Below are 17,674 nucleotides of genomic sequence, written 5' to 3'. Positions count from 1 at the left end.
CTGGCAAGCCAGCTCCCACAGTGACCGAGTCGTTCACACATTTTGCGTACGGCACGAACCCTGTGGGAGCTGGCTTGCCAGCGAAGGGGCCATCACAGATGCCTCAGGTGGCTGGGCGAATACAGTTGATCAACGACTGCAACGAATACCCCAACCGCGGCGCCAGCGCTTCAGCCCGGGCGGTCAGCGCCTGCATGTCCAGTACCTGATCGAGATCCGCCGGCACAATCAGAATCACATTGCCCTCCTTCACCGGCAGCTCCCAGTAATGCCGGTGATAGAGCCCACGCAACAACGCCGCACCCAACGGCTTGCCATCATCGGTGGCCCACTGATTGATCACCAGCCAGCCGCCCGGATTCAAACGCTTCTGGCAGTCACCGAGGAAACTCCACGCCAGATGCCCAACACCCGGTCCGACATCGGTATACAGGTCGACAAAAATCAGATCCGCCGGCTCAGCAGTCGGCAGCAGTTCGATGGCGTCGCCGACGCGAATGTATAGCCGTGGATCATCATCCAGCCCAAGGTATTCGATCGCCAGACGCGGCACATCAGGGCGCAGCTCAATGGCTTCGACATCTTCCAGCGGCAGGAACTTGAGGCAAGCCTGAGTCAGCGTACCGGCACCCAGCCCAAGAAACAGCGCACTCTCCGGCTGCTCATGGCACAACGCACCAATCAGCATCGCCCGGGTGTAGTCGTATTCCAGCCAGCTCGGATCTGCAGTGAACACGCAGCTCTGCTCAATCGCATCGCCGAATTCGAGAAAGCGGTAATCGGCCACTTCCAGCACGCGAATCACGCCGAACTCATCCTGTACTTCGGCGAGCAGATGCTCGACGCGCTCCTCAGTCATTTCGTCTCCTGATGGTCACCGGGCGCGGTGACGCGATGGCACCGCTGTGGTGCCGTGGCAAAGCGGCGATTGTCGGTGATGGGGCGGGAGCAGGTCACGCACTAATTGCTGCTAACATGGCCTTCCGTGCGTAGAACCAATTAGAGACCGTGATGAGCCAACCGTGGAGCCCTGACAGCTGGCGCGCCCTGCCGATCCAGCAACAACCGCAATACCCCGACGCCGCGCACTTGCGCCAGGTCGAGCAAACCCTGGCCAGTTATCCGCCGCTGGTGTTTGCCGGTGAAGCGCGCGAACTGCGCCGGCAGTTTGCCGAAGTCACCCAGGGCCGGGCATTCCTGCTGCAGGGCGGCGATTGTGCGGAAAGCTTCGCCGAGTTCTCTGCGGCAAAAATTCGCGACACCTTTAAAGTGTTGCTGCAAATGGCGATCGTCATGACCTTCGCCGCCGGTTGCCCAGTGGTCAAGGTCGGGCGCATGGCCGGTCAGTTCGCCAAACCGCGTTCGGCCAACGACGAGACCATCAACGGCGTGACCCTGCCGGCCTACCGTGGCGACATCGTCAACGGCATCGGTTTCGACGAGAAAAGCCGCGTGCCGGATCCGGAACGCCTGCTGCAGTCCTACCACCAGTCCACCGCCACGCTGAATCTGCTGCGCGCGTTCGCCCAGGGCGGTTTTGCCGACCTGCATCAGGTGCACAAGTGGAACCTCGACTTCATCGCCAATTCGGCGCTGGCCGAGAAGTACAGCCACCTTGCCGACCGCATCGATGAAACCCTGGCGTTCATGCGCGCCTGCGGCATGGACAGCTCGCCGCAACTGCGCGAAACCAGTTTCTTCACCGCCCACGAAGCGTTGCTGCTGAACTACGAAGAAGCCTTCGTGCGCCGCGACAGCCTGACCAACGATTACTACGATTGCTCGGCGCACATGCTGTGGATCGGCGATCGCACCCGTCAGCTCGACGGCGCGCATGTCGAATTCCTCCGCGGCGTGAACAACCCGATCGGCGTGAAAGTCGGCCCAAGCATGAACCCGGAGGATCTGATCCGCCTGATTGATGTGCTCAACCCGGACAACGATCCGGGGCGTCTGAACCTGATTGCGCGGATGGGTGCGAACAAGGTTGGCGATCACCTGCCGGCGCTGATCCGCGCGGTGCAGCGTGAAGGCAAGCAAGTGCTGTGGAGTTCCGACCCGATGCACGGCAACACCATCAAGGCCAGCAGCGGCTACAAGACCCGCGACTTCGCGCAGATCCTCGGCGAGGTGAAACAGTTCTTCCAGGTGCACGAAGCGGAAGGCAGTTATGCCGGCGGCATTCACATCGAGATGACCGGGCAGAACGTCACCGAGTGCATCGGTGGTGCGCGGCCGATTACTGAAGACGGATTGTCGGATCGCTATCACACGCACTGTGATCCGCGAATGAATGCTGATCAGTCGTTGGAGTTGGCGTTTTTGATTGCCGAAACCCTGAAGCAGGTTCGCCGCTAGACCGCGTCGCGCAAACTTGTAGGAGCTGCCGAAGGCTGCGATCTTTTGATCTTGTTTTTTATGAGATCAAAAGATCGCAGCCTTCGGCAGCTCCTACAGGGATCAGTCCAGTTGGGCCAATGCCACCCGCAACCGCGCCGCACTCTCACGCTGACAATTGAGCTGCACCCGATCAAGCCCCAACCAGCCCGCCATCTGCCGCAGATTAGCAGCCAGCGCCAGCATCCCTTCCTCATCCAGCCCCGGCTCTTCCTCGTGCACCGCATGCACCGCCAACTGCCCCGCCGCCCGCTCGGCACGCAGATCAACCCGCGCGGCAATCCGCTCGTTGTGCAAAAACGGCAACACGTAATAGCCGTAAACCCGTTTGTCCTGCGGCGTGTAAATCTCCAGCCGATAACGAAAGTCGAACAAGCGCTCAGTGCGGCTGCGCTCCCAGATCAACGAATCAAACGGCGACAGCAGCGCACTGGCCACGACCTTGCGCGGGACTTTTGGCTCCGGCAGGCAATAGGCGATTTGCCGCCAACCGGCGACTTCGCACAGCTGCAATTGCCCGGCCTCGACCAACTCCGCCAGACGTGGACGCGCATCGGCCGGGTTCAGCCGAAAGTAATCACGAAGGTCTTTTTCAGTACCGACACCCAAGGCCTGTGCCGCGTGCAACAGCAACCCACGTTGCGCCTCGGCCTCATCAGGCAATGCTTGTTGCAGAATTGAAGAAGGAATCACCCGCTCCGGCAAATCATATAAGCGCTCAAATCCACGCCGCCCCGCTACCGTCACTTCACCGGCGGCAAACAACCATTCCAGCGCATGCTTTTCCGCGCTCCAGTCCCACCACGGCCCGGCCTTGTCTTCGCGTGTCGACAGACTGCCGGCACCCAACGCGCCCAGCTCTTCAACCGAGTTTAAAACCCGGCGAACAACGTCTTGCTGCTCACGACCGAATCTGGCGAGTTGCTGATAAATATCCTCGCCACGCCTGGCCCGCTGCATGCGCCAGTCCATCAACGGGTACATCGACAGCGGCAGCAAAGAGGCTTCGTGCCCCCAGTATTCGAACAACGAACGACGTCGCCCCGAACTCCAGGCAGCCTGGTCGAGCAAGTCAGAGGAATAAGAACCGAGACGGGAAAACAGTGGCAGGTAGTGCGAGCGCACCACGGCATTGACGGAGTCGATTTGCAGCAGACCCAGCCGTTCGATCAGCCGGTTGACGTGAGCGGCTTTGACAGTCGGCGGCTGGCGCCCGCTGAAGCCTTGGGCAGCCAGCGCCAGTCGTCGCGCCTGTTTGAGGGAAAAGGCCAGAGTCGCGGGCATGAGCATCTCCTTGTCTGCTCGCAACCTACCTCACCGGAAGAGGATTTGTGTAGCACCGGGTTCATCATTTATGCATCGGGTCATCCCAGAACGGCCGCACGGCTTCGTGTTCAACGTCGGCACGACTGACCCCGATGTCCTTCAACGCTTCGTCGCTGAGACTGGCGAGCAACTCGCGTTCACGGTGCAATTCGTACCAGCGGCTAAACTTGTGCAGCAGGTCGGAAACGAGATGGACCGAAAACTTTTCATCGCTTACATAGACTTTTTGACCTTTCATCGCATCGCCCTCCTTGTGGGATAGCTCCAGTCTCTTCTCCGCGCTACGATCAATCCAACGAATGTTTCTGATGGCATGCATCACGGAGATTCATCAATTGTCGGCCTACCCCAGTATCGATACCGATGTCCTGCGCACCTTTGTCGCGATTGCCGATCAGGGCGGCTTCACCCGCGCCGGCGAAATGGTCAACCGCACGCAATCGGCGGTGAGCATGCAGATGAAGCGTCTGGAAGAAGACGTGTTGCAGCGGCAGTTGTTTGAGCGTGATGGCCGTCAGGTGCGCCTCACCGCTGAAGGCCAGGTGCTGCTCGGTTACGCGCGGCGCATCCTCAAGTTGCACAGTGAAGTGTTCAACACCTTGCGCGAGCCACACATGGTCGGCACGGTGCGCATCGGCACGCCGGATGATTACGTGATGCGTTTTCTGCCGGGGATTCTGTCGCGATTTGCGCAGTTCTATCCGTTGATCCAGATCGAAGTGCATTGCGAGTCGACCAAGCAACTGCTGCAACGCACTGATCTGGACCTGTCGATCGTTACCCGCGAACCGGGCAACGAAATCGGCCAGTTGCTGCGCAAGGAGCGTTTCGTCTGGGCCGAGGCGCAGAATTTCAGCGCCCACGAACAGACGCCGCTGCCCTTGGCGATGTTCAACAGCGATTGTTTCTGCCGTTTGTGGGCGTGTAATGCGCTCGATGCGATGGGCCGCGAATACCGTATCGCTTACAACAGCACCAGCCTCTCGGCGTTGATGGCGGTGGTCAGCGCGGGTCTGGCGATCACCGCACAGCTGGAAAGCCTGATCACCCCGGACATGCGCATTCTCGGTGCCGCCGAAGATCTGCCCTTGTTGCCCGAGGCCAGCATCATGCTGATCCGCAACCTGAACAATCCGTCGCCGATCACCGAGTGTCTGGCCGAGCACATCGTCGAAGGTTTTAAACCTTAAACGCGAGCATCACCGCACACAGCACCAGAAAACCGCAGAACAGCCCGCGCAGGAGTTTTTCCGGCATGGCGTGGGCGACTTTCACCCCCCAACTGATGCTCGCCAGACCGCCGATGGCCAGCGGCAGACCGATCATCCAGTCCACTTCGTGGTGCACCGCATAAGTCACCAGGGTCACGCCGGTGCTTGGCAGCGCCAGCGCCAGCGACAGACCTTGAGCGACGACCTGCGTGGTGCCGAACAGGCTGGTCAGCACCGGCGTTGCCACCACTGCGCCACCGACACCGAACAAACCGCCCATGGTTCCGGACGCCGCGCCGAGTACGCCGAGCCACGGCCAGGAATAGCGCATCTCAGAAGTCGCAGCGGGTTGCTTGCCGAACATCTTCAGCAAGTTGTACGCCGAGAGCACCACGAGGAAGGCCACAAAGCCGATGCGCATGGTTTGCGCATCGATGCCCACCGCCCAGATCGAACCGATCCACGCAAAGCAGAAACCCATTACCGCCAAGGGCAGCGCGTGCCGCAGCTCAATGCGATTGCGCTGGTGATAACGCCACAGCGCCAGCATCACATTGGGTACAACCATGACCAGCGCCGTGCCTTGGGCGATCTGCTGGTCGAGGCCAAACCACACGCCAAGCAACGGAATGGCGATCAAACCGCCGCCGATGCCGAAAATGCCGCCAAGGGTGCCAAGCGCGGCGCCGAACAGCAGGTACAACAAAAACTCCATCACAGCCGAACTCCTCTTACGTCAGGCGATTCATCCTACGCAGTCGTGGCTGGCGGGGAAACGCACAGCAACGCACAATGGCTATGCCGATTTCGCACAAGCGTGAAGCTCACCATGAATCCCAATCAATTGACCGATCAACTCGGACTGTTTCTCGACGTGCTGGAAAGTGGCAGTTTTTCTGCTGCTTCGCGCCGCCATCCGCTGACACCTTCGGCTGTCGCCCGACGGATCGACAACCTCGAAAGCGCCATCGGCAGTCAGTTGTTTGTCCGCAGTACGCATGCCGTGCGCGCAACGCCGGCGGGCCTGGCGTTTGCCGAGCGGGCGCGGCGAATTGTTGCCGAGTTGCAACTGGCCCGCGCGGAGGCGGTGTCTTTGAGCAGTGCGCCGGAAGGTTTGATTCGCATCGATGCACCGGCAGCGTTCGGGCGACGGCATCTGGCGCCGGTAATCGCTGACTTTCTCGTTCTGTATCCGGGCCTGGATGTGCAACTGCACTTGATCGACAGCTTCGTCGACATGAGCGGCGCGAATCTGGGCAAAGTCGATCTGGTGCTGCGTGCCGGGCAGATGGCTGATACCCGTCTGGTGGCCACGCCATTGGCGAGTATGGTGCGCATTGCCTGCGCCAGTCCCGACTATCTCAAACGCCGAGGCGTGCCTATCAATCCAGCCCAACTGAACGAGCACGATGGTCTGGATTGGGACGGTCTCGCTCCGCCTTTCGCCTGGCGGTTCGAACAGGACGGCCAGATGCAATTGCACCGCCCGGCGCGGATCCGCATGAGCGCCAACAATGCCGAGGCCCTGGTCTGCGGTGCTCTGGCGGGCTTGGGCATCGCGCATCTGCCGACCTGGCTGGCCAGCGAATACTTGTTGCGCGGCGAATTGCTGCCGCTGTTCTGCGAAAACGGTCTGCCGGCACCGGAGTCGACCGGCATCTACGCGCTGCGCATGGAACAACACACCAACTCGCGCAGCCGCTTGTTGCTTGAATATCTCAAAACCCGTTTCAGTCCGGTGCCGCCATGGGATCTGGCGTTACAGCGAGATCTGGGACGGCACTAGCGCCGGAAAATTATCTGGCGCATTAAAGATTCGAGCGCTAGATTCATGTCCATTACCGATTAAGGCTTTTGAAATGACTTCCGAACGCGACACCTGCGACGACCTGCTGCTGGACAACCAGGCCTGCTTCGCTCTGCATTCCACTTCGCTGATGATGACCAAGGTCTACAAGCCGCTGCTGCAAGCCTTGAACCTGACCTATCCGCAGTATCTGGCGATGATGGTGCTGTGGGAGAAGGATGGTTTGACCGTGGGAGAAATCAGCGCGCGGCTGCTGACCGATCCCGGCTCGCTGACCCCGCTGCTCAAACGCCTGGAAGGCGAAGGCTTGCTCAGCCGTACGCGCAGTCGTGAGGATGAGCGGGTGGTGATTGTTGAATTGACCGAACAAGGCCGTGCGCTGCGCGACAAGGCACAGACCATTCCGCAATGCATTCTCGGCGCCAGCGGCTTCACCCTGGAACGCCTGCAGAAGCTGCAATCAGAGTTGCAGGCGCTACGCAGTCACTTGCAAGAAAGCCTGATCTGACCTCCACACAGTCCCTGTGGGAGCGAGCCTGCTCGCGAATGCGTAGTGTCAGTCGATATGAATGGTGACTGATACAGCGCATTCGCGAGCAGGCTCGCTCCCACATTGATTTCATCGACAGCAAAATATTTTCACCACCCGATCTACCGCGCAATCCCCTCTAACTCAAGCCTTACAGCCACCCTCTCATACCCGCCTCTTCGTGGAAGTACAGCTTTTTTATAAATTTATCTTGCGCGCAATATATTCGCGCGATACATTCACCTCGCACTTACTTAGCGCGCAAACAATTAGCGCACTCAAACACACCCAATGAGGCTCACGCCATGCAAACTCTCTACACCGCAATCGCAACCTCCACTGGCGGCCGTGATGGTCGTGCGATCTCCAGCGACAACATCCTCGACGTCAAACTCGCCACCCCGAAAGAACTCGGCGGTGCCGGCGGCGCGGCGACCAACCCAGAGCAACTGTTCGCTGCCGGCTACTCGGCCTGCTTCATCGGCGCACTGAAATTTGTCGCCAGCCAGACCAAACGCAAAATCCCTGACGACGCCGCGATCACCGCCCACGTCGGTATTGGCCAGATCCCTGGTGGCTTCGGTCTGGACATCGACCTGCACATCAGCCTGCCCGGTCTGGAACAAGCCGACGCACAAGCGCTGGTCGATGCGGCCCATCAGGTCTGCCCGTACTCCAACGCCACCCGTGGCAACGTCGATGTGCGTCTGCACGTCACCGTTTAACTGCTGACGTCCCAGGCCCGAACAGGAAATGAACATGAACACTTTCAGCAAAGTCTTGACCGGTACCCTTCTCGCCCTGTCCATCCACAGCGCTTTCGCCGGTGATGTCGAACACAACACGCAGGCGTTTCTCGATGTGCTGAATGCCGGAACCGGCAAACCGATGGAACAGCTGACACCCAAAGATGCCCGCGCCGTGCTGGTCGGCGCGCAGTCCGGGGTCAAGTTGACGCTGCCCAAAGCGGACGTCAGCGAGAAAACCATCGAGGTCGATGGCCAACCGTTGAGCCTGACCATCGTCCGGCCGGCCGGGGTCAAGGGCGAGCTGCCAGTGTTCATGTTCTTCCACGGCGGTGGCTGGGTGCTGGGCGATTTCCCGACGCACGAGCGGCTGGTGCGGGATCTGGTGGTCGGTTCGGGAGCGGCGGCGGTGTTCGTCAATTACACGCCTTCCCCGGAAGCGCATTACCCGGTGGCGATCAACCAGGCCTACGCCGCAACGAAGTGGGTCGCCGAGCACGGCAAAGAGATAAATGTCGACGGCAAGCGTCTGGCTGTGGCGGGCAACAGTGTCGGCGGCAACATGGCGGCTGTGGTTGCACTGATGGCCAAAGACAAAGGCACTCCGGCGATCAAATTCCAGGTGCTGCTGTGGCCGGTGACGGACGCCAATTTCGATACCGGTTCCTACAACCAGTACGCCGAAGGACACTTCCTCACTCGCAACATGATGAAGTGGTTCTGGGACAACTACACCACCGACGCCAAGCAGCGAAACGAGATTTACGCGTCGCCGTTGCGGGCCACCACGGCACAACTGAAGGGCCTGCCGCCCGCACTGGTGCAGACCGCCGGCGCCGATGTGTTGCGTGATGAGGGTGAAGCGTATGCGCGCAAACTCGACGAGGCCGGTGTAGCGGTGACGTCGGTGCGGTACAACGGCATGATTCACGATTACGGCTTGCTTAACGTGGTGAGCCAGGTGCCGGCGGTGCGTTCGGCGATGCTGCAGGCATCTGAAGAACTCAAGCAACATTTGAAGTAACCACAATCCCATTGTGGGAGCGAGCCTGCTCGCGAAAGCGGTGTGTCATCCGGTTATGTACTGGCTGACAGAATGCATTCGCGAGCAGGCTCGCTCCCACAGGGAATTGCGTGAAGCTCAAATCGCAGGCACAAAAAAGCCCGACTCAATGGTCGGGCTTTTTCTTTCCGCAAAAACCGATGCTTATTTAGCACGGCCTTTGTAGGAACCGCCTTCGCGGGTGTCGATTTCGATCTTGTCACCGATTTCGATGAAGTCAGCAACCTGCAGCTCAGTACCGTTAGCCAGTTTGGCTGGCTTCATGACTTTGCCGGAAGTGTCGCCGCGAGCCGAACCTTCGGTGTAGTCAACTACGCGCACGATGGTGGTCGGCAGCTCTACGGAAACCAGACGCTCTTCGAAGAAGATCGCTTCGCAAACATCGGTCATGCCTTCTTCAACGAAAGGCAGAACAGCTTCGATGTCTTCAGCGTTCAGCTCGTACATGGTGTAGTCGGTGGTGTCCATGAACGTGTAGGTGTCGCCGCTGATGAAGGACAGGGTCGCTTCTTTGCGGTCGAGGATTACGTCGTCCAGTTTGTCGTCAGCGCTGTAAACGATCTCGGTCTTGTAACCGGTCAGCAGGTTTTTCAGCTTGGTCTTCATGATCGCGCTGTTACGGCCCGACTTGGTGAATTCAGCTTTCTGAACCAGCCAAGGATCGTTCTCGAGACGGATCACGGTACCGGGTTTCAGTTCTTTACCAGTTTTCATTGCGAATATCCGAATTTGGATGGGATTTACAAAAATCTAGGCCGCGTATCATATCCAATTTAGGTAAAACTGTACCAGCGCTGCGGCAAGATCGGCCTGCAAGCCTTGTTCCAGACACCACGCTTCGGCGTTTTCCTGCAGTTCTGGCCAATGATTACGGGCGGCGAGCCAGTATTCGCCGATGGGCTGACCGGCGCTCCAGGCCCGCCACAGACCGTTCATCGCCTCGGCAGCAGCCGGAGACAGGCCTTTTGTGTAAAGCGCGAGGAAGGCATCGAGCTTGTCCAGATGGATGTCTTCGTCCTGCTGATAGATGTGCCAGAGCATCGGCCGCCCCGCCCACTGCGCCCGGACAAACGAATCCTCACCGCGCACCGCGTTGAAATCGCAGCACCAGAGCAAGTGATCATATTGATCCTGTCGGACGAACGGCAGCACCTGCACGGTGAGCGACTGACGCACATGAATCGCACCTGCCGCCAGGTTTTCCACCTCGAGCCAGCGCGCCACATCGCCAAGAATCCGCCCTTCCGGCACCAGCAGATGAGTCGGTGCAGCGTCCGCCGCCAAAACGTCCAGCCAACTGGCCAACCCGGCGTTCTCGTAGGCAAACAGCGAAATCAGCTGGGCGCCAGGCGCACGATCGATCCCGAGGCCTTGGAGGAATTGGCGCTGAGCCTCGGCATCCTGCTGAAATTGCCGACGCTGCTCGAGCAATCCTCGCTCACGCAACAGCCCGCCAGTGCCCGGCTGGAACCCCGGAAAGAAGAAGAACTTCTGCACCGATTTGTATTTGACCGACGGCAACCCGTGACAGCCGATCACCCAGTCTTCGGCGCTGAGGTAGTCGAGGTTCATCCACAGCGGCGGCTGTTCACGCCCAGCCATCGCGTCCATGTAATCACTCGGTAACTGACAGGCAAACGCGGCGATCACCACATCCGCCGCATCTGTGTGCACCCAGTCAGCCGGCCAGTGCCGCACTTCGACGCCTTGTTGCGATTGCTGTGCGGCGTTGATATCGATCGCCGGGCAAATGCGTTCGAATGCGCGCAGATCATCGACCCACAAGCGCACCGCCAAACCATGCTCAGCCACCAATTGCCGAGCCAGACGCCAGGTCACGCCGATGTCGCCAAAGTTGTCGACCACCGTGCAGAAAATATCCCAGCGGGGTTTCAATTGCGGCATTCAAGACTCCCGTTGGCAAAAGCAGCGATTGTCCGCATAAATGACGTCGCGCAGAAGAGCCGACGGCGATTAATCTTCGTGCGACAATCGCCACTTGCCCGCAATCACCCGCCAGGAGGCAGCCATGCCCTACCGTCCCAACCCGCGTCGCCCGTTGCCTGTTCAGCTTAGCGCGCTGCATTTGACCGGCAGTATTGCCTTGGGCATGTGGCTGGGCTTCGTCGCCATTGCGCTGACCTGCTGGCTGCTGTCGCATTTGCTGTTCAAAGAACAACTGGCACCGGTTGCCCAGGCTGTGCAGCAGTTGGCTAATCCACCGGCGGTGCAGGTGCAGCCGGATATTGCGCCGCAGAGCCCGCTGTTCCAACAGTACGAAGAAAATCTGCGCAAGAACGAGCAGCAAGTGCGCATGGATCAGGCCCGCAGCAGTATTCGCAATCAGTCAAATCCGAAGTGCCAGTTCTGGCTGCAACAGGATCAGACGGCTCCAAGCGAAAAATCCCGCGCCAACGTTTTGCAGTTCTGCGATTGATCATGAACAAGCACGCCGTCCACCAACTGATTCTCGACAAATTGCGCATCGACCTCGACATCGCCGAGCACGCCGCACAAACCGCTTACGAAACCGCGACTCACGAAGAGAACATCGCCGAAAACAAGTACGACACTCTGGGGCTTGAGGCGTCGTATCTGGCGGCGGGTCAGGCGAAACGGGTCGAGGAAATCCGCCAGTCACTGGCGCTGTGCCAGAACCTGACCCTGCGCGCCTATGACGAAAACCGTGGCATCGAAGTCGGCGCCCTGCTCGGTCTGGAAGACGCAAAGGGTCGCGAGCAATGGCTGTTTCTGGCACCCGATGCGGCAGGCCTGAAAGTCGATGTGGTGGGTCAGCCGATTACCGTCATCACCCCGCGCTCGCCGCTGGGCAAAAGCCTGCTGGGCAAGTTCGAAGGGGATGAGGTGGAGATTCTGGTGGCGGGCACCCGGCAACAGTTCGCTGTCACCGAGGTGCTTTAAGGCAATTGATCAGTGAACCGGCAGTTCGACGCCGTCGAACAATTCTTCCAGTTCCTGCTTGTTGTGGCACTGAATGGCTTTGGCCATGACTTCGCGGGTCAGGTGCGGGGCGAACTTCTCGATGAAGTCGCACATGAAACCACGCAGGAAAGTGCCGCGACGGAAACCGATCTTGGTGATGCTCGATTCGAACAGTTCGCTGGCATCCAGCACCACCAAATCGTTGTCGAGTTTGGTGTCGACCGCCATTTTAGCGACGATGCCCACACCCAGACCCAGGCGCACGTAAGTCTTGATCACGTCGGCGTCGGCGGCGGTGAACACCACTTTCGGCGTCAGGCCGCGATGGCTAAAGGCTTCGTCGAGCTTGGAACGGCCGGTGAAACCGAATACGTAAGTCACGATCGGGTATTCGGCCAGGGCTTCCAGGGTCAGCTTCGGCAACTTGGTCAGCGGGTGGCCCTGCGGCACGACCACGCAACGGTTCCAGCGATAGCACGGCATCATCACCAGATCGCCGAACAGCTCCAGCGCTTCGGTGGCAATGGCAAAATCCACAGTGCCATCAGCGGCCATTTCGGCGATCTGCATCGGCGAACCCTGGTGCATGTGCAGCGCCACGTCCGGGTATTGCTTGATGAAATTGCTGATCACCGGCGGCAGTGCATAACGTGCCTGGGTGTGGGTGGTGGCGATCGACAGGGTGCCTTTTTTCTCGTTGGAGAATTCCTGGGCGATCTGCTTGATGCTTTCGACCTTGCGCAGGATCTCACCGGCGGTGGTGATGATGCGCTCGCCGGCCGGGGTCACGCGGGTCAGGTGCTTGCCGCTGCGGGCAAATACTTCAACGCCGAGTTCATCTTCCAACAGGCGAATTTGCTTACTGATGCCCGGTTGCGAGGTGTAGAGGCTTTGGGCCGTAGCGGAAACGTTGAGGTCGTGGTGCGCCACTTCCCAGATGTAGCGCAATTGTTGAAGCTTCATATGAATCCCTCAAAGCAGGTAGACGCCACGGGCATCAGCGACGGTATATAACTATATTAATGGTTTGAATAATAAATCTAGAACTTTTTTATCAAAGCGCCATTATTCGTGCTTCAGCGATCTCCCCGCCGCCTCCGCTCCACCAGCGGCACCATGTAAACCGGTACTTTGGCCAATTGCAGGACCCGCGCCGCCGTGCGCCCCAACGGCGTTTCCGCACCGACCCCGTGGCTGTGACTGCCTACGATCAGCAAATCGACCGAGAGTTTCTGCACCTGGTCGAGAATCACCTGCGACGGATCGCCCTGCAGCACGCGCACGGCGCGAATGCGCAGCAGATCCTGCTCGCCTTCATCCCCGAGTTCTTCACGAAAGCTTTCCAGCACCCGCTGCTCGATATTGGCGATGACAGTTTTCAGACCCTGGCTGTGAAATTCGTTCAATGCCTGCTCGTCGAGATAGCTCTGCAATACCGATTCGGCAAACAGCCCCATCGGCTCCACCGCGTGCACCACGTACAGATCGGCATTGAACGTTCGCGCCAATGCCAGGGCATGCTGCATCACTAACGGTGCGTAAAGACCGAGGTCAGTGGCATACAGCATCGAACGAATCATATGACCTCCTCGCGTGCCAACATGGCGGAGATTTGATTCAGCTTAGCAGTGCCTTGGCGACTACGACGTGCGACGCAACGTCTTGAACCAAAGGGCTTTAGACCGGCGGTTCGTTGCTGATGCCGTGCGGTACGTGGCCAGTGGCGACCACTTCGCGGGCGAGTTCGCAGTGGCCGGCCTGATCGTCGAAAAACACGTCGGCGGCAAACGCTTCGAGAAACGCCGATTTGGTCAGGCCACCGAGGAACAGTGATTCGTCGAGACGGATGTCCCACTCGCGCAAGGTACGGATCACCCGTTCATGGGCCGGCGCCGAACGTGCGGTGACCAGTGCCGTACGGATCGGGCAATCGTCATCGGGAAACTCGCGCTGCAACAGATTGAGCGCCGCCAGAAAGCCTTTGAACGGCCCGCCACGCAACGGCTCGCGCGCGGCTTCGCGCTCCTTGGCCTGAAACGCTTCCAGCCCGCCGGACTGATAGACGCGCTCCGACTCATCGGAAAAGATCACCGCATCGCCGTCGAAGGCGATGCGCAATTCATCGCTGGCCGCACGGCTCGCTCCGCCGGAAAGAATCGTCGCAGCGGCGAAACCGGCATCCAGCGCCGCGCGCACATCTTCGGCATGGGTCGACAGAAACAGGTCACAACCAAAGGCTTTGAGATACGGATACGGACTGCGCCCACCGACAAACGCCGCACGGGAAATCGCCAGACCGTAATGGTGAATCGAGTTGAATACGCGCAGGCCAGTGTCGGCGCTGTTGCGCGAGACCAGAATCACCTCGACCCGTGCTCGGCCGAGGCGACTGTTGAGTGCCAACAGTTTTTCCACCAGCGGGAAGGCATCGCCGGGCGCAAGAATTTCGTCTTCGTGCTCGATCTGATATTGCCGATAGGCTTCAACGCCGCTCGACAGATAGACCTTGTGGCTCTCGCTCAGGTCGAACAAGGCGCGCGACGAAATCGCCAGCACCAGTTTGTCATCGATGTTTTTGGCCATGCCTTCCCCCAGAGCGACCGGCTTAAATGTTGCGCCGGTCGATAAAACTCAAATTGCGATACAACGCTTCGATGCGCGGCAACTCACAACCCGCTGCTTTCGCTGCCGCCAATGGCCGAGCGTAGATCGCTTCCAGCTCCAGCGGTCGTTTATGTAAAAAGTCGTGGTACATGCTCGGCCAGTAGTCGGGCATTTTCTCGGTCATCATGAACAGATACTCGGCGTATCCCTGCGGCACGTCGTAGCCGCAGGCCTTGGCGCCCTGCACCACTTCGGCCATCAACGCCTGGATCAACGCGCGGCTGTCGGCATCGGCCATCAACGGCGTGGTGCTTGCACCGAGCAACACCGAGAGTCCGTTGTAGGGAATATTCCACACCAGTTTCTGCCAGCGCGCCTGTTGCAGATTGGGCATTGCCTGGGAATCGATTCCGGCAGCGCGAAACAACCCGCTGCCCTCCTCGACAATCGCCATGCGCGCGCCATCATCCACGGCCGGGCCGCTGTGATAGCCAACGTTGACCGCGCCGAGTGCCTGATGGGTCACCAGACCCGGACCTTCGCGGTGTACGCAAATCAGGCACAAGCCGCCCAGCAGATGCAGGGTCTCGGGGAGCAGTTCACGCAAGCTGTCTTCGACGTCGAGACCGTTTTGCAGCACCAGTACTTTCGCATCCGGCTTGGCCGCTTGAATGATTGAAGGCGCGAGACCGGCGTTGCTGGTGGTTTTCGCCCCCACCAAAAGCCAGTCGCATTTGGGCATGTCTTCGGCCGACGAATAGGCCTGCGCCGGATGCAACGTCAGCTGGCCATGCACCGCGCTGTTGATTTGCAAACCGCGCTCAGCCACCGCCGAAAACTCGCTGCGCAACAGAAAGTGCACATCGAAACCGGCACGTGCCAGCATCACACCGTAGAAACCACCAATTGCGCCGGTACCGATAATCCCCACCACCGGCTTGTTCACTGCCGCCATCATGGCAACTCCTCTGCAATTCGACCCAGTGCCTGCACTAGCGCTGCGTTCAGCGCATCGGCCGTCAGGCGCGTGTGCAATGCCCCAAAGAACTCACCGTCGCGCACCACAAACAGCGCCGGCAAATGAAAGACCTGATAGCGCTCGACCAACCCGCCGTTGTCGCCGGCATCGATCCAGCACAACTGATCGATTGTCAGATCGAACCCCGGCAACACCTCGCGGGCATAACGGCAACTGGCGCAGCCGACGCTGGTGAAAATCACCAGGGAAACGCCGCTCATCGCCAACAGCCGTCGGTCGGCGTCGAAATCGGTCAGTTCGGATTCGACCACTATACTGGGGGAAACAATGTCAAATGACCGACACAGGGAGTCTGTGCTCATGGGACGTTTCATACCTCATCCGGACGAGGTGCCGGTTGAATTAACCTTGATCAAGCCTGAATGTATTTCCAGGCAACAGCTGCACACTATCAGCCTCGGCGGCATTGCTTGCAATTACCACCGTGCCTGGCGCCATGGCACGGCCCTGCAAGTGCGCATGCCGTCAGTGAATGCCGACATTTGTTACCCGGGCTACGTGGCGTGGTGCCTGCGACGCAAAAAAGGCTATCTGGTGGGCATCGCGTTTACCGATGAGCAGACGCTGTTCAGCGCGCGAATGGGTGAGCAAGTGTGTCAGATCGAGCGCTACTGCCGCATGCACGACACCCACGATGACCTGCAAGAAATTCAGGCGGTGGCCCTGCAATGGGTCGAGCAACACGCCGACGAGTTCTCCCACGACAGCGTGCGCAAGGCTTTTGCGCAGCCAGCGCTGGACTAAAGCACCTTTTGCCCATTGTCGAGCAGGCGCTTTACGCGCTAAGGTTCCGCTCCCCGACGCGCTTAAATCTGCTGTGCTCCGCCGCGCGGGGATCGCTGGCGGCCGGCACCCGTGACCTGACGAGTAAACGATGGCTGATTTACCGATCAACGACCTAAACGTCGCCTCTAACGAGACCCTGATCACTCCCGATCAGCTCAAGCGTGATATCCCTCTGAGCGACGCTGCCCTGCGCACCGTCACCAAGGGCCGCGAAGTCATTCGCAACATTCTTGATGGCACCGACCACCGTCTGTTCGTAGTGATCGGCCCGTGCTCGATCCACGATATCAAGGCTGCCCACGAATACGCCGATCGCCTCAAGGTGCTGGCGGCGGAAGTTTCCGACACCCTGTACCTGGTCATGCGCGTGTATTTCGAGAAGCCACGCACCACCGTCGGCTGGAAAGGCCTGATCAACGATCCGTACCTGGACGACTCGTTCAAGATCCAGGACGGTCTGCACATCGGTCGTCAGTTGCTGCTGGATCTGGCCGAAAAAGGCCTGCCAACCGCGACCGAAGCCCTCGACCCGATCTCCCCGCAGTATCTGCAGGACCTGATCAGCTGGTCGGCAATCGGTGCACGTACCACCGAATCGCAGACTCACCGGGAAATGGCTTCCGGCCTGTCCTCCGCCGTCGGCTTCAAGAACGGCACCGACGGCGGCCTGACTGTGGCGATCAACGCCTTGCAGTCGGTCTCCAGCCCGCACCGTTTCCTTGGCATCAACCAGGAAGGTGGCGTGTCGATCGTCACGACCAAAGGCAACGCCTACGGTCACGTGGTGCTGCGCGGTGGTAACGGCAAGCCGAACTACGATTCGGTCAGCGTTGCCCTGTGCGAGCAGGCGCTGGACAAAGCGAAGATCAAGCCGAACATCATGGTCGACTGCAGCCACGCCAACTCCAACAAGGACCCGGCCCTGCAACCGCTGGTGATGGAGAACGTCGCCAACCAGATCCTCGAAGGCAACCAGTCGATCATCGGCCTGATGGTCGAGAGTCATCTGAACTGGGGTTGCCAGGCAATTCCAAAAGACCTCGCCGACCTGCAATACGGCGTGTCGATCACCGATGCCTGCATCGATTGGTCCGCCACCGAGAACACCCTGCGCAGCATGCACGCCAAGCTCAAGGATGTTCTGCCGAAACGCCAGCGCAGCTGATCAGCGTTTTACAGGCATAAAAAAACGCCGGGCATTGCCCGGCGTTTTTGTGTGTTCG

The 17,674-nt window shown here is 59.4% G+C and carries 21 protein-coding genes; 10 read left to right on the top strand and 11 right to left on the bottom strand.

Features of this window, described 5'->3' with window-relative positions; translation table 11 throughout:
- Nucleotides 1–103 precede the first annotated feature (103 nt).
- Entirely contained in the window at nucleotides 104–859 is a 756-nt protein-coding gene (locus M5G26_RS03620) for a spermidine synthase (protein ID WP_150694193.1), read from the bottom strand.
- Between the two features lie 152 nt (nucleotides 860–1,011).
- Between M5G26_RS03620 and M5G26_RS03615 the strand changes: the two genes are divergently transcribed.
- On the top strand, nucleotides 1,012–2,358 hold the full coding sequence (locus M5G26_RS03615) for a class II 3-deoxy-7-phosphoheptulonate synthase (RefSeq protein WP_038364269.1): 1,347 nt from the start codon (nucleotides 1,012–1,014) through the stop codon (nucleotides 2,356–2,358).
- A gap of 102 nt (nucleotides 2,359–2,460) precedes the next feature.
- On the opposite strand, the gene M5G26_RS03610 is transcribed toward M5G26_RS03615, so the two are convergent.
- Nucleotides 2,461–3,681, bottom strand: coding sequence for a winged helix-turn-helix domain-containing protein (locus M5G26_RS03610; RefSeq protein WP_273914466.1), 1,221 nt, complete (start codon nucleotides 3,679–3,681; stop codon nucleotides 2,461–2,463).
- 64 nt (nucleotides 3,682–3,745) lie between these two features.
- Nucleotides 3,746–3,961: a DUF1127 domain-containing protein gene (locus tag M5G26_RS03605; RefSeq protein WP_038364272.1), complete on the bottom strand. Its 216-nt coding sequence runs from the start codon at nucleotides 3,959–3,961 to the stop codon at nucleotides 3,746–3,748.
- Between the two features lie 97 nt (nucleotides 3,962–4,058).
- Here M5G26_RS03605 and M5G26_RS03600 point away from each other — a divergent pair, with 97 nt between their 5' ends.
- A complete protein-coding gene (locus M5G26_RS03600; RefSeq protein WP_171057278.1) occupies nucleotides 4,059–4,913 on the top strand; it encodes a LysR substrate-binding domain-containing protein in 855 nt (284 codons plus the stop codon).
- Here M5G26_RS03600 and M5G26_RS03595 read toward each other — a convergent pair.
- Nucleotides 4,903–5,652: a sulfite exporter TauE/SafE family protein gene (locus M5G26_RS03595; RefSeq protein WP_175553567.1), complete on the bottom strand. Its 750-nt coding sequence runs from the start codon at nucleotides 5,650–5,652 to the stop codon at nucleotides 4,903–4,905. The two genes, M5G26_RS03600 and M5G26_RS03595, sit on opposite strands and share 11 nt — an antisense overlap.
- Nucleotides 5,653–5,763: 111 nt before the next feature.
- Here M5G26_RS03595 and M5G26_RS03590 point away from each other — a divergent pair, with 111 nt between their 5' ends.
- The 4 genes from M5G26_RS03590 to M5G26_RS03575 all read left to right on the top strand — a co-directional run bounded on the left by M5G26_RS03590 (nucleotide 5,764) and on the right by M5G26_RS03575 (nucleotide 9,040).
- Nucleotides 5,764–6,720 (top strand): LysR family transcriptional regulator, encoded by a 957-nt coding sequence (locus M5G26_RS03590; protein ID WP_273914465.1) that lies wholly within the window; start codon nucleotides 5,764–5,766, stop codon nucleotides 6,718–6,720.
- A 73-nt stretch (nucleotides 6,721–6,793) separates the two neighbouring features.
- On the top strand, nucleotides 6,794–7,249 hold the full coding sequence (locus M5G26_RS03585) for a MarR family winged helix-turn-helix transcriptional regulator (RefSeq protein ID WP_273914464.1): 456 nt from the start codon (nucleotides 6,794–6,796) through the stop codon (nucleotides 7,247–7,249).
- Nucleotides 7,250–7,575: 326 nt separating this feature from the next.
- Nucleotides 7,576–7,995 carry an organic hydroperoxide resistance protein gene (locus tag M5G26_RS03580; protein ID WP_150729589.1) on the top strand — a complete coding sequence of 140 codons (420 nt, stop codon included), beginning with the start codon at nucleotides 7,576–7,578 and terminating at the stop codon, nucleotides 7,993–7,995.
- Between the two features lie 34 nt (nucleotides 7,996–8,029).
- The gene (locus tag M5G26_RS03575) at nucleotides 8,030–9,040 is read left to right on the top strand and encodes an alpha/beta hydrolase (protein ID WP_038364283.1); all 1,011 of its coding nucleotides are present in this window, start codon (nucleotides 8,030–8,032) and stop codon (nucleotides 9,038–9,040) included.
- A gap of 183 nt (nucleotides 9,041–9,223) precedes the next feature.
- Here M5G26_RS03575 and M5G26_RS03570 read toward each other — a convergent pair whose 3' ends face one another.
- Together M5G26_RS03570 and earP are read right to left on the bottom strand one after the other, a co-directional pair.
- Nucleotides 9,224–9,793, bottom strand: a complete 570-nt coding sequence (locus M5G26_RS03570; protein ID WP_007908599.1) for an elongation factor P — start codon at nucleotides 9,791–9,793, stop codon at nucleotides 9,224–9,226.
- A gap of 48 nt (nucleotides 9,794–9,841) precedes the next feature.
- A complete protein-coding gene (earP, locus tag M5G26_RS03565; RefSeq protein ID WP_273914463.1) occupies nucleotides 9,842–10,984 on the bottom strand; it encodes an elongation factor P maturation arginine rhamnosyltransferase EarP in 1,143 nt (380 codons plus the stop codon).
- 124 nt (nucleotides 10,985–11,108) lie between these two features.
- Between earP and M5G26_RS03560 the strand changes: the two genes are divergently transcribed.
- Nucleotides 11,109–11,516 carry a hypothetical protein gene (locus tag M5G26_RS03560; RefSeq protein ID WP_273914462.1) on the top strand — a complete coding sequence of 136 codons (408 nt, stop codon included), beginning with the start codon at nucleotides 11,109–11,111 and terminating at the stop codon, nucleotides 11,514–11,516.
- Between the two features lie 2 nt (nucleotides 11,517–11,518).
- Nucleotides 11,519–12,001, top strand: a complete 483-nt coding sequence (locus tag M5G26_RS03555) for a GreA/GreB family elongation factor (RefSeq protein WP_273914461.1) — start codon at nucleotides 11,519–11,521, stop codon at nucleotides 11,999–12,001.
- Between the two features lie 9 nt (nucleotides 12,002–12,010).
- Here the strand turns inward: M5G26_RS03555 and cysB are convergent, their stop codons facing one another.
- The 5 genes from cysB to M5G26_RS03530 all read right to left on the bottom strand — a co-directional run bounded on the left by cysB (nucleotide 12,011) and on the right by M5G26_RS03530 (nucleotide 15,967).
- Nucleotides 12,011–12,985, bottom strand: coding sequence for an HTH-type transcriptional regulator CysB (cysB, locus tag M5G26_RS03550; RefSeq protein WP_007908591.1), 975 nt, complete (start codon nucleotides 12,983–12,985; stop codon nucleotides 12,011–12,013).
- Nucleotides 12,986–13,098: 113 nt separating this feature from the next.
- A complete protein-coding gene (locus tag M5G26_RS03545) occupies nucleotides 13,099–13,602 on the bottom strand; it encodes a universal stress protein (protein WP_273914460.1) in 504 nt (167 codons plus the stop codon).
- Between the two features lie 97 nt (nucleotides 13,603–13,699).
- Entirely contained in the window at nucleotides 13,700–14,605 is a 906-nt protein-coding gene (locus tag M5G26_RS03540; RefSeq protein ID WP_038364294.1) for a 5'-nucleotidase, read from the bottom strand.
- 22 nt (nucleotides 14,606–14,627) lie between these two features.
- Nucleotides 14,628–15,584, bottom strand: a complete 957-nt coding sequence (locus M5G26_RS03535) for a putative 2-dehydropantoate 2-reductase (RefSeq protein WP_273914459.1) — start codon at nucleotides 15,582–15,584, stop codon at nucleotides 14,628–14,630.
- Nucleotides 15,581–15,967, bottom strand: coding sequence for a thioredoxin family protein (locus M5G26_RS03530; protein ID WP_273914458.1), 387 nt, complete (start codon nucleotides 15,965–15,967; stop codon nucleotides 15,581–15,583). Before M5G26_RS03530 ends, M5G26_RS03535 begins: the two co-directional genes overlap by 4 nt.
- On the opposite strand from M5G26_RS03530, the gene M5G26_RS03525 reads away from it, so the two are divergent.
- Nucleotides 15,966–16,409 carry a PilZ domain-containing protein gene (locus M5G26_RS03525; protein WP_273914457.1) on the top strand — a complete coding sequence of 148 codons (444 nt, stop codon included), beginning with the start codon at nucleotides 15,966–15,968 and terminating at the stop codon, nucleotides 16,407–16,409. The genes M5G26_RS03530 and M5G26_RS03525 overlap by 2 nt on opposite strands.
- Before the next feature lie 130 nt (nucleotides 16,410–16,539).
- The gene (locus M5G26_RS03520; RefSeq protein ID WP_016985505.1) at nucleotides 16,540–17,616 is read left to right on the top strand and encodes a 3-deoxy-7-phosphoheptulonate synthase; all 1,077 of its coding nucleotides are present in this window, start codon (nucleotides 16,540–16,542) and stop codon (nucleotides 17,614–17,616) included.
- Nucleotides 17,617–17,674: the final 58 nt, after the last annotated feature.

The sequence above is a fragment of the Pseudomonas sp. TNT2022 ID642 genome (assembly GCF_028656995.1).
In the GTDB taxonomy this organism is placed as follows: domain Bacteria; phylum Pseudomonadota; class Gammaproteobacteria; order Pseudomonadales; family Pseudomonadaceae; genus Aquipseudomonas.
The sequence above is the reverse complement of the archived record's forward strand: the minus strand, read 5'-3'. Positions and strand labels throughout refer to the sequence as shown.